Source organism: Aliidiomarina minuta (genome assembly GCF_003987145.1).
Classification (GTDB): domain Bacteria; phylum Pseudomonadota; class Gammaproteobacteria; order Enterobacterales; family Alteromonadaceae; genus Aliidiomarina; species Aliidiomarina minuta.
On sequence record NZ_PIPL01000001.1, the window covers coordinates 500,263 to 511,298 of the forward strand.

At 47.3% G+C, this 11,036-nt stretch carries 7 protein-coding genes; 4 read left to right on the forward strand and 3 right to left on the reverse strand.

Translation table 11 applies throughout. The features are described 5' to 3' along the window. Positions 1-8 precede the first annotated feature (8 nt). Both CWE09_RS02450 and CWE09_RS02455 read left to right on the forward strand, forming a co-directional pair. Entirely contained in the window at positions 9-2,354 is a 2,346-nt protein-coding gene (locus tag CWE09_RS02450) for an efflux RND transporter permease subunit (RefSeq protein ID WP_126802355.1), read from the forward strand. A gap of 215 nt (positions 2,355-2,569) precedes the next feature. After that, positions 2,570-5,464 (forward strand): TonB-dependent receptor domain-containing protein, encoded by a 2,895-nt coding sequence (locus CWE09_RS02455; RefSeq protein WP_126802357.1) that lies wholly within the window; start codon positions 2,570-2,572, stop codon positions 5,462-5,464. 64 nt (positions 5,465-5,528) lie between these two features. Here the strand turns inward: CWE09_RS02455 and CWE09_RS02460 are convergent, their stop codons facing one another. The 3 genes from CWE09_RS02460 to sbcB all read right to left on the reverse strand — a co-directional run bounded on the left by CWE09_RS02460 (position 5,529) and on the right by sbcB (position 9,411). Beyond that, entirely contained in the window at positions 5,529-6,227 is a 699-nt protein-coding gene (locus CWE09_RS02460; RefSeq protein WP_126802359.1) for a fasciclin domain-containing protein, read from the reverse strand. A gap of 140 nt (positions 6,228-6,367) precedes the next feature. Further along, positions 6,368-7,972 (reverse strand): GMC family oxidoreductase, encoded by a 1,605-nt coding sequence (locus CWE09_RS02465; protein ID WP_126802361.1) that lies wholly within the window; start codon positions 7,970-7,972, stop codon positions 6,368-6,370. A gap of 2 nt (positions 7,973-7,974) precedes the next feature. Next, complete coding sequence (sbcB, locus tag CWE09_RS02470) at positions 7,975-9,411, reverse strand: exodeoxyribonuclease I (protein WP_126802363.1); 1,437 nt, start codon at positions 9,409-9,411, stop codon at positions 7,975-7,977. 119 nt (positions 9,412-9,530) lie between these two features. Between sbcB and CWE09_RS02475 the strand changes: the two genes are divergently transcribed. Further along, positions 9,531-10,595 (forward strand): isoaspartyl peptidase/L-asparaginase family protein, encoded by a 1,065-nt coding sequence (locus tag CWE09_RS02475; RefSeq protein ID WP_126802365.1) that lies wholly within the window; start codon positions 9,531-9,533, stop codon positions 10,593-10,595. A gap of 4 nt (positions 10,596-10,599) precedes the next feature. Then, entirely contained in the window at positions 10,600-11,022 is a 423-nt protein-coding gene (locus CWE09_RS02480) for a CBS domain-containing protein (RefSeq protein ID WP_241974288.1), read from the forward strand. Positions 11,023-11,036: the final 14 nt, after the last annotated feature.

Sequence of the window (11,036 nt, forward strand, 5' to 3'; positions counted from 1 at the left end):
AGTTACCCATGCAACAAACTTCAGACTCTATGGTGCAGGGCCGCGCGTCTCTGGCCGAAAATCTACTCTTTCGTTTCCGTATTTTATGGATTGCGTTATTCGCTATCATTACTGCGTTTTTACTATATAACGCAGCTCAGGTAAGGCCTGATGCCAGTTTTCGCAAAATGATTCCCGAAAATCATCAATTCGTACAAAATTTCTTTAAATATGAAGAGGATTTAGCAAGCTTAGGCAATGCTATACGGGTTTCGGTAGAAACCACGGAAGGGACTATTTTTGATGCCGAATATCAGGAAACTCTGCGCCAGGTGACAGATGAACTGTCCTATATCAGCGGTGTTGACCGTTCCGGCATGCGCTCTATCTGGACGCCAAATGTACGCTGGTCTGAAGTAACCGAAGATGGTTTTGTCGGCGGTCCCGTTATCCCTGATACTTATGACGGTTCACAAGAGTCTCTGGATCAACTACGACAAAACGTATTACGTTCAGGTGAAGTAGGTAACCTGGTTGCAAACAACTTCCAGTCGGCACTCATTTATGTGCCGCTGAATGAAATTAATCCTGAAACCGGAGAGCAACTGGATTACCACCAGTTTTCTGAACGCTTGGAAGAACTGGTTCGCGATCAGTATCAGTCAGATACTATTAATATTCAGATTGTGGGTTTCGCCAAAGTGGTTGGCGATTTGATCGATGGCGCTCAGCAGGTTGCGGTATTTTTCGTAATTGCCATGCTAATCACCTTTGTCATGCTGTTTCTATACAGCCGATGTGTGCGCAGCTCGCTCATGGTGCTCCTGTGCTCAGTAGTTGCTGTTATCTGGCAGCTGGGCATTATCAAGCTTATTGGTAGCGGCATTAACCCTTATTCGATGCTGGTTCCTTTCCTGGTCTTCGCTATTGGGGTCAGCCATGGTGTGCAGATTATCAATGCCGTGATAGCTAATCGGGTGGACGGAGCTGATAAAGAAATGGCTTCACGCTACGCCTTCCGCGGGCTTTTTGTGGCTGGCTTGACGGCTCTGGCAAGTGATGCGATTGGTTTTACTACGTTGATGGTTATCGATATTGCGGTTATTAAAGAACTGGCTATCGCCGCCAGTATTGGTGTTGCTGTTATAGTCCTGACTAACTTAGGTTTACTACCGATCCTGACGTCTTATATTGATGTCAGTAAACGAGGACTTAAGTACCAGGAGAAAAAGCAGCATGGTCGCCATCCGGTGGTTAAAATATTTTCCCGTTTTGCTGAACCTAAATGGGGCCGTATAGCAATTGCTATTTCTCTGGTGATGCTCGCCTTTGGTATCTATAAAGCGCAACAACTCGCTATTGGTGATCTCGACAGCGGTGCGCCTGAATTGCGTGCTGACTCCCGCTATAACCTCGACAATGAGTTTATGGTGGAGAACTACAGTGCCAGCACTGATATTTTTGTAGTGATGGCAGAAACGGCACCAGGGCAGTGTATCGCTTATGAAAATATGGCACTTATGGATCGTTTCCAGTGGCATATGGAGAATGTGGAAGGCGTGCAGGCGGTTCGCTCTATTGTCTATGTCTCTAAAATGGGCATGGCTGGTATTAACGAAGGTAATCTGAAATGGTACAGCGTTAACCGTGATGACTTTATTATTAATGCTTCCATCTCTCAGGCGCCGAGCGGCTTAATGAATCGCGACTGCTCCATGGCTCCGGTAGTTATGTATCTTAACGATCACAGAGCCGAGACCCTACAACGAGTAGTGGACAATGTTCGCGACTTTGCAGCTGAATACCCAAGCGATGAACTCAACCTGATGTTAGCAGCCGGTAACGCGGGCATAGAAACAGCGACCAATAAAGTCATCGATCAGGCGCAACTGGAAATGCTGATTTGGGTCTATGGTGTGGTTATTGTGCTTTGTCTGATCACCTTCCGCAGTATACGTACAGTGCTTTGTATTGTATTGCCGCTGATGTTTACTACAGTGATGAGTCAGGCGCTGATGTCGATGCTGGGAATCGGTATTAAAGTGGCCACCTTACCGGTAATAGCTTTAGGTGTTGGTATCGGTGTTGATTACGGTATTTATATCTACAGTAAGTTACGCGAAGGTTTAAAGCAGGGTATGGACTTAACACAAAGTTATGAATATGCCTTGTCTAAAACAGGTAAAGCTGTTGGCTTTACGGGTCTTACGCTAGCGATTGGTGTTGCCACCTGGATTTGGTCGCCGATCAAGTTCCAGGCCGATATGGGTATCCTGCTTACCTTTATGTTCCTTTGGAACATGCTGGGCGCACTGATATTAATTCCGGCGTTGGCTCGACTATTTAAAGTAGGACCGAAAACTAAAACCGATTAATTGATTGTTAATTAATCAGAAAACCCGCAGCCCATAAAGGGCGCGGGTTTTTTTATGATTAAAATACAAACAAGCTTATTTTGATGCTGCGAATATGTCTTAAGTAATATGACTATAATTATATGATTACTTGCATAGGCAATATGAGGGATGCTATAAACCCTGCGCCTCTTTATTCAGAGGACATTATAAATCCAAAAATTAAGGGAAATAGTATGAGTAGTATATCTTCTCTCACATGTTCAATGCGTGCGGCCTTTACCATTTCAGTAGCCAGTGGTGTACTGATGGCACCAGGGGCAATCGCAGGCCAAAGTGATGATAACGAAGCAACGCAGCCAGAACGCATTCAGGTAACAGGCTCACGTATTTTGCGCGCTGGAGCAGAAGCTCCTGCGCCAGTAACTGTTATTACCGGCGACGAAATTCTGAATTCAGGGGCGATGAATTTAGGGGAAGTATTATCACGTCTGCCTGCCTTGGGTAACACCATGACATTGGCGAATTCAGGAAACAGCATTGGTAACGCGGGTATCAGTTTGCTCGATTTACGTGGCATGGGAACCAACCGTACGCTAGTACTAGTTGATGGGCGTCGCCATGTGGCAGGTTCTCCGAATAGCGCTGCGGTTGATACTAATACTATTCCCAGTGCCTGGATTGACCGGGTTGAAATTATCACCGGCGGTGCCTCAGCGGTATACGGCGCTGATGCGGTCACTGGTGTAGTGAACTTCATCCTTAAGAAGAACATTGAAGGCCTGGATATTTCAGCCACCAAAGGTTGGGCAGAGAACAATCCGTATGGAAATGAAAGATTTACTCTGTCGTACGGGCAAAACTACATGGATAATCGCGGTAACCTGGCATTCTCCGTAGAATACAATTCGCAAGATAGCTTAAATGCTCTGGATCACCAGTACGCAGGCCGCTCCTGGGCAAGCATGAACTATGATTCGTTATACGGACCGCGTTCAGACGAGGATGCACTGTCACCGGATCACCCTGATCAAGTGCGTGTTCCAGACGCCGGTTATTATGATTTATCAGAGGCGGGGAACTTTCAGCTGAATGATACCTGGTATACCTTCAACAACGATGGTACACCACGCGAAGTCATGTTTAATGGCCCAGTAGATCCACGCACGGGTTACTGTACCTTCTGCGATTACATCAATATGAATCAATACGTGGAAATGCAGCCAAAATATGAGCGCACGAATTTTAACGTACGTAATGGTTTCGAGCTGACTCCTAACCTGTACACTACGCTGGAAGCTAAATACGTGCGTACAGATGGCCAGAGCATTGGCCAGCCATTTTTCTCGTATGGCGGCGTGCGAACTACTGGCGACTATGCTATTCAACGCGACAATGCCTTTGTTGGCAGTGAACTCGGCGCTTTGATGGATGAAGCCGGTGCTTCTGAGCTGAATATTGGCCGTATGTATAATGACGGTGGTCGTCGTCTGGAAGATAATAAACGTGAAACCATGCGACTTGTAGCCGGCGTAGATGGTTATTTGTCTGATGACTGGAGTTTTGATGCTTCTTTAGTCTGGGGCCGCACTGAGATTGAGCGGGTCAATAACAATAACCTGATTACTCAGAACTACCTGTATGCTATTGATGCGATTGATTTGGGCGAGGGTCCGGTATGTCGCGATGAAGAAGCGCGGGCAAATGGCTGTGTGGCGACCAGTATTTTTGGCGCGGACGCCATAGGTGCTGATGCTCGTGATTATATTTACACCAGTTCTTTAGCAACGGCTGAAGTAGAGCAGAGCGTGGCTACTTTTAACGTGCAAAACCCGTTCTTATTTAGCCTGCCAGCAGGTTATGCTGGTTTTGCCGGCGGTGTAGAATACCGCGATGAGAGCGCTACAACTGTTGAAGACCCGCGCGCAAAAGCCGATGAAACTTTCTTCAATGCGCTGGGTGAAACCAATGGTAGTTTCGATGTCACCGAAGCCTATGCTGAGCTGTCTCTGCCATTAATAACAGATGCGCCTTTTATGCGGGACTTAACGTTGGAAACAGCGATACGTTTTGCGGATTACTCTACTATCGGCAACGCGACAAGCTGGAAGGCCGGGCTGGAGTGGGTGATTAATACTGAATTGCGGACTCGCTTTACCGTATCTGAAGCATTACGTGCGCCTAATATCACTGAACTGTATCGTAGCTCAGGACAGAGCTTTGCTAATGTGAGCGACCCTTGTCGGGTCAGTAACCTGAATAACCTGACTGACGAGCGCCGTGAAACCCGCGCTGCTAACTGTGCGGCTCTGGGTGTAGCCGGTGACTTCGACGACAACTACGACAGCGGTTCTTTAGAACTGGAAGTTGGGGGCAATCCGAATCTGCAGCCGGAAGAGTCTCGTTCTTATACGGCGGGTGTTGTTTATCAGCCAGCCTGGTTAAATGGCTTCTCTGCTACTGTTGATTACTGGCAAATTGATATTACCGATACCATTGCAAGCAATGCAGCCCAGCAGATTCTGGATGCCTGTGTGGATGCTAATAGTATCAATAATGCCTATTGCGGTCGTATCAGCCGTAACAATGACAGTGGTCAGGTAGAATTGATTGAAAGCTACTCGCTGAACATTGCCCGCAGTGAAAACAGCGGTATCGATTTTGAGTTGGGTTATGATTTTAATGCTTTTGACGGCAATATCCGCACAACTCTGCTTGGTACTAAGCTTCTCGAAGCTAAACGTTATCCTTTCACTGACCAGCCGGATGACTATATTGATTATGCGGGTGTAATGGGCAATGCCGATCTGCAAATGCGCTTTACCCTGGATTACTCACGTAACAACTGGACTATCGGAACGCGCACACGTTATTCCAATAGCGTAAATCTGTATAACCCGGATGAGCTGGCCGGCAATCCTAACCCGAGTAGCGAGATGAGTTATGGTTCTTACGCGGTAACTGATCTTACTCTGGGTTATCGTTATGAGAATGGTGTTCGTGCTCGAGTCGGGATCGATAATCTGTTCGACCGGGACATGCCTGGGACGACCAATGGAACTGGCGCAGGAAGTGCTTATTATGACAATATAGGCCGTTTTGTTTATATCAGCCTGGGTTATTCGTTCTAATTATTTCCCTCCTAAAAAAAGAGCCAGCAATTGCTGGCTCTTTGTATATTAGTCACTTTCAACTTTATTCAGCAGCATAACCGTTGTCTGAAAGTAGTGTATCCACACGGTGTACAATAATATTAGAGGTTTCAATGTCGGCCTCGACGACCCGTGCATTGTTGACACGCATGGACCCGGCTGTGGCTGTGATACGAACATCGTTACCATTAAGTGTTTCTTCGGTAATGCCTTGTTCGGCAATGTTATCACTTCTCACTTCACCTTCAACAATATGGTGACTTAATAACTCACGGAGTCCGTCGGTGTCATCATCATCAATCATTTGTTGTATATCAGCGTGGCGGCCAGCCTGCTGCCCTCGCTGACGTTCCTGTGCCTGCGTGCGTTCCTGCCCTTGCTCCATACCTTGTTGCTGGGCCTGAGCCTGCTGTTGTCTTTGAGCAGCCGGGCCTCCACCAAAGGCTTCATTGGTAGGAACAAATACGGTATAGGTGGTATCGCTATCCAACTCATCTTCGATACCTGAAGCTTCCCAGGCTTCGGCAAAGCGTGAATAACTGTCGTCTTCTTTTATAACCTCCGCGAATTCCTTATCGCTTTTATCTCGCTTATCACGATCACCGCGATGATCGCGCTCAGCTTCCTGCTGTTGCTGCTGCCACTCTTGCTCTTGTTGCTGTTCATCCTGAGCAATTGCACTTACAGAAAAAGAGGCGGCAATAAAAGCAGCCAGTGTGGTTTTAGTCATAGTGCGTAACATAACAGTATCCTCCTATTTGAAGTTCACTTTAAAATTAGCAAAAGATAACGGGAGTACTGTAAATTTAGCGTCATTTACTACTTATTTACCGAACTTTAGCGACAAGTTCCAGGCTAGAGGTTCATTAAATTGACGGCGAATCAGGCTGTTATAGAGCTAAGTATCAGATCCGCTGCTTTTTCAGCAAGGGCAATGGTGGGCGCGTTCGTATTGCCACTGATAAGAGTTGGTATTATAGAAGCGTCAATAACCCTCAGATTATGGAGGCCATGAACTCTTAACTGGTCATCTACGACTGCCATATTATCTGCACCCATTTTGCAGGTACCAACCGGGTGATAAATAAGACCCAGGCGGCTTTTCAGCGCGTTAAGAAGATCCTCATCGCTTTGTAGTCCATTCCCGGGGTGAATTTCTTTGACGCGAAACGCTGAAAACGCTGGCTGTTGCATAATCGAACGGGCAAGGCGAAAGCCGCTTAGCAAGGCCTTAATATCATCCTTGTGATCTAAGAAGTTATAATCAATTAATGGTGGTTGAGTAATCTGTTTACCTGATAGTCGGACTGTGCCCCGGCTTTTGGGTCGCAACAAGCAAAAGTGGCAGGAAAACCCTTGTTGCATGGCTAGCTTAAGGTTGCGTCCGCTGTTGTCGTACAACGCTGGCATGAAGTGTAATTGTATATCGGGAACCTTTAACTGTTCATTACTGAAACAAAAAGCTCCGGTTTCTGAAATGGCGCTGCTGAGCAAACCTTTTCTCTTGCGCCAGTATTGCCATAAAGCAGGTAGGCGCATAGCCAGGGAAAAAGGGTTCAAACTGATGCCGGCAAAACTTTTGCAGCTGACCATAACTGAAGCATCTGCATGCTCCTGAAGGTTTTCGCCAACTCCCGGTAAATCATGTATTAATTCAATTCCATGCTTCAGCAACTGTTTCGCCGGGCCTATACCAGAAAGCATTAACAATTGCGGCGAGTTAAAGGTTCCACCTGATAAAATCACTTCGCGTCTTGTACTAAATACCTGGCCATTTTTGCAAATAATTCCAGTTGCCCGATTATTTTCCAGCAAAACACGACTGACCAGAGTGTCGCTCATTACACTTAGGTTTGGGCGCGACCGCACGGGGTCCAGATAAGCCTGTCGGGCGCCGAAACGGCGGCCATTGTGCCAGGTAAACTGATAAGGTCCGTAACCGGCCAGTTCAGGACCGTTAAAGTCGGGGTTAAAAGGCAGCCCTTGCTGTTGGCAGGCTTGCATAAAGGAAAAGGATGGAGCGAAGGCGATATCAACGTCACTTACTTTTAACGGACCCTGGTTACTATGCCAGTGATCGCTCCCGCGCTGATTGCATTCAGCTTTTTTGAAGTACGGCAGCATGTCCTCGAAACCCCAGCCCTTGTTGCCGGCTTCTGCCCAGGCATCATAATCACTTGCGTGACCACGAATATAGATCATGGCGTTTACAGCACCACTGCCACCGACCATTTTGCCTCGAGGAGTGAAAATTGGCTCACCATGCCTGATATCAGCAACGGGTTTACTGAAGTAATGCCAGTTATATTTGCGACCAAACATAAAGCGGGCAAAGCCTGCCGGGGTGGTACTGAACCAGGAGGCGGGTTCTGGACCAGCTTCGACTAAAAGCACGTTAAAGCGGCCGCAGGCTGTTAGTCGGTTGGCTAATACACAGCCGGCAGAACCCGCGCCGACAATAATATAGTCATATATTGTCGGCTGCATAGTTACAGCTCCTGAATGTAATTAGCCAGCGCTTTGACAATCGCCATATTACGGCTGTTCTGTTCGTGCTCCTGTGCTAATTGCTCCAGCCGTAGCACAAACTCATCTATGTTCAGATGATGTTTACTGCCTTCTGTTAAACGTGTTTTACAATGTTGCCGCCAACGTTCAACTTCAGGCTGACTTAAGGTATGAGGATAATTGCGGGCACGATAACGAAACAGTAATTCAGGTAATCGACTGTCATCCCATTCCAGTGTCAGAGTTGCCAGTTGCTCAGGGCTACTGCTACGTATAATTTCCATTTGGCTCTTGGCCTGCTCGGAAAAAAATGGGCCACTGTACAGTTGTTGCTCGACGTCATCAGGAGCGGATGCGTTGTCGGCGGGCTCCAGCAGGGCGCTGACAATATGCTGACGGAGATGCGGATCCTGCTGTAAAAGCGCTAAATAGGCTTCCGCTTGTTTCCAGTCGAGATTAAAATTGCGCGCGCGTTCTGCACTTAGGGTGTTAAGTGGCGCTAAAAACGGACATTTATTGATGCTGATACTGACCAGTCCTGGTCGTTCCTGACCTTCTGTAAGCTGGCTTCTGGGGGTAAACAGCAATTGCCTGATCTGGTCGGCTTTTAAGTCCCGGCAATTCTCCGGATTCTTGTCCAGACGCCAGGCAATCAGTGTATTGGCTTGTTCAGGATGGTAAGCCAGAGGGAAGATCCAGCTTAGATTACCTTGTTCAGTACCATAGTGAGAGCTGACGTGGACCAGTGCTTTGCTTTGCACCATAGCTTCATCCAGTACCTTCTGTACCTGAGCTTTGCGGCGTAACTGCCAGTACCAGGCATATAATCTCGGTTGTTGCTCTTTAATAATACGTGCCATGCCAATAGTGGCGTAAACATCAGACATAGCGTCATGAGCCTGCGCATGCTCAATATTATTGGCCATACTCAAGTGTTCAAGTTTGAAGCTGGTCAGTCCTTTTTCATTTGTTGGCCATTCGATACCCTCTGGACGCAGCGCATAACAGGCCCTGACCAGATCAACCAGGTCCCAGCGACTGTTATTATTCTGCCAGCTGTAAGCATAGGGATCGTAAAAATTCCGGTACAACATAAACCGAGTCATTTCATCGTCATAGCGAATGTTGTTGTAGCCAGCTATAGTGGTCTCTGGTTGACTGAACTGCTGGTGAATTAAATCGCAGAAATGAGCTTCGGGAATACCCTTCTGTAAGGTTTTCTGCGGTGTGATGCCGGTAATCAGGCAGGCTTCCGGATGCGGCAGATAGTCAGGGGTTTGCTGGCAGTAGTGAACAAGGGGTTCACCGATAATATTCAGGTCTTCATCGGTTCTTATGCCTGCAAACTGCGTAGGCCGGTCAACACGGGGATTAGCACCACCAGCTTCAAAGTCATACCAGTAAAGGGTTTTGCTCATATCAAATGGGTCTGGAGTTGTTAGAATAAGAGCTAGCATAGCATTGACAGGGTATTGTATGCGAGCATCGTAAAAGTCCATAATAAACTAATTATAAGAACGCATGGAGATCAGGAAATATGCAAAAAACATCCGTATTGTTAACCAGTTTGGTGCTAGGTACTTTAGTGAGTGGCTGTGGCGAAAGCGGTGGTGCAGGCAATCAACAGCCTGATAGCTCAGAATCGCCTATTGCGATAGCTATTCATGGGGGTGCCGGCACCATAACCCGGGAGAATATGAGTGCTGAGCGGGAAGCTCAGTTTACTGCCGCTCTGGAGCAGGCAACAGAGGCCGGTTATGAAATTCTGGAAGCGGGTGGCGATAGTATGGATGCCGTTATTGCAGCTATTCAGGTGATGGAAGATAACTCTTTATTTAATGCCGGAATCGGAGCCGTCTATACTTATGATGGAACACATGAGCTTGATTCATCGGTGATGGAAGGGGCGACTATGAATGCTGGGGCGGCCTCAGGTGTCAAAACCGTAAAAAGCCCAATTCATCTGGCCCGGGAAATTATGGATAACTCGCGCCATGTGATGCTGAGTGCCGATGGCGCGGCTCAGTTTGCAGAAGAGCAGGGTCTGGAACTGGTAGATAATAGCTATTTTAACAGTGAGCATCGATATGAGCAGCTGCAGCGTGCTTTGGAACAATTACGCGAAAGCGAGCAAACAGGGGACCAGATTGCCAATAATAAAAACTGGGATCCGGCTTTTAATATGGGCACTGTTGGTGCAGTAGCGCTGGATCGTGATGGAAACCTGGCGGCGGGCACTTCAACCGGTGGTATGACCGCTAAACAATATGGACGTATTGGCGACTCACCGATTATTGGTGCCGGAACCTGGGCGGATAACCAGAGTTGCGCGGTTTCTGCAACGGGCCATGGTGAGTACTTTATTCGTCACCATGTGGCGGCTGATATCTGCTCACGGGTGAAATATAAAGGCGACGATATTTTCGCCGCTGGCGATGCAGTCATTCATGAGGTTCTGGTTGACGCCGGCGGTACTGGTGGGGTGATAATTCTGGATGCTGAAGGACAGATTCATATGCCTTTTAATACTGAAGGTATGTACCGGGCCAGCCAGAGCAGTCATCAGCCTTTACGCATTGGAATATATAACGACGAGGAATAAGTCTATGACCATACGCTCATTGAAAGTAGGCGATTATATGAGCCGCCATCCTGCAGTATTAACGGCGACTATGCCGATAGAAGAAGCAGTTGATAAGTTATTAAAAGCTGACCTTACAGGTGGTCCGGTGGTAGACCTCAACAAAAAAGTGGTTGGCTTTTTATCTGAGCAGGATTGTCTGGCAATGATGCTGGAAGGAACCTACCACAAGGAACAGTCTGCGACGGTTGCGGACTGCATGAGCGCGGAGGTGGTCACTGTGAATGCAGATACTGCCATTCTCGATTTGGCTCAGCAGTTTGGTTCCAATCGGCCTAAAGTTTATCCGGTGGTAGATTACCAGGGCAAACTGGTCGGCGTTATCTCACGTACCCATGTTTTAAAAGCTATTAATTTGCACTTACAGGATTCATACGCGAATCATTAGTAGTTAACTGTTTT

Excerpts from the sequence above, each read along its gene's own strand:
- CWE09_RS02455 (WP_126802357.1), top strand. The coding sequence starts at position 2,570 with ATGAGTAGTATATCTTCTCTCACATGTTCAATGCGTGCGGCCTTTACC.
- CWE09_RS02460 (WP_126802359.1), bottom strand. The coding sequence starts at position 6,227 with ATGTTACGCACTATGACTAAAACCACACTGGCTGCTTTTATTGCCGCC.
- CWE09_RS02475 (WP_126802365.1), top strand. The coding sequence starts at position 9,531 with ATGCAAAAAACATCCGTATTGTTAACCAGTTTGGTGCTAGGTACTTTA.
- CWE09_RS02480 (WP_241974288.1), top strand. The coding sequence starts at position 10,600 with ATGACCATACGCTCATTGAAAGTAGGCGATTATATGAGCCGCCATCCT.
- CWE09_RS02465 (WP_126802361.1), bottom strand. The coding sequence starts at position 7,972 with ATGCAGCCGACAATATATGACTATATTATTGTCGGCGCGGGTTCTGCC.
- sbcB (WP_126802363.1), bottom strand. The coding sequence starts at position 9,411 with ATGAGCAAAACCCTTTACTGGTATGACTTTGAAGCTGGTGGTGCTAAT.
- CWE09_RS02450 (WP_126802355.1), top strand. The coding sequence starts at position 9 with ATGCAACAAACTTCAGACTCTATGGTGCAGGGCCGCGCGTCTCTGGCC.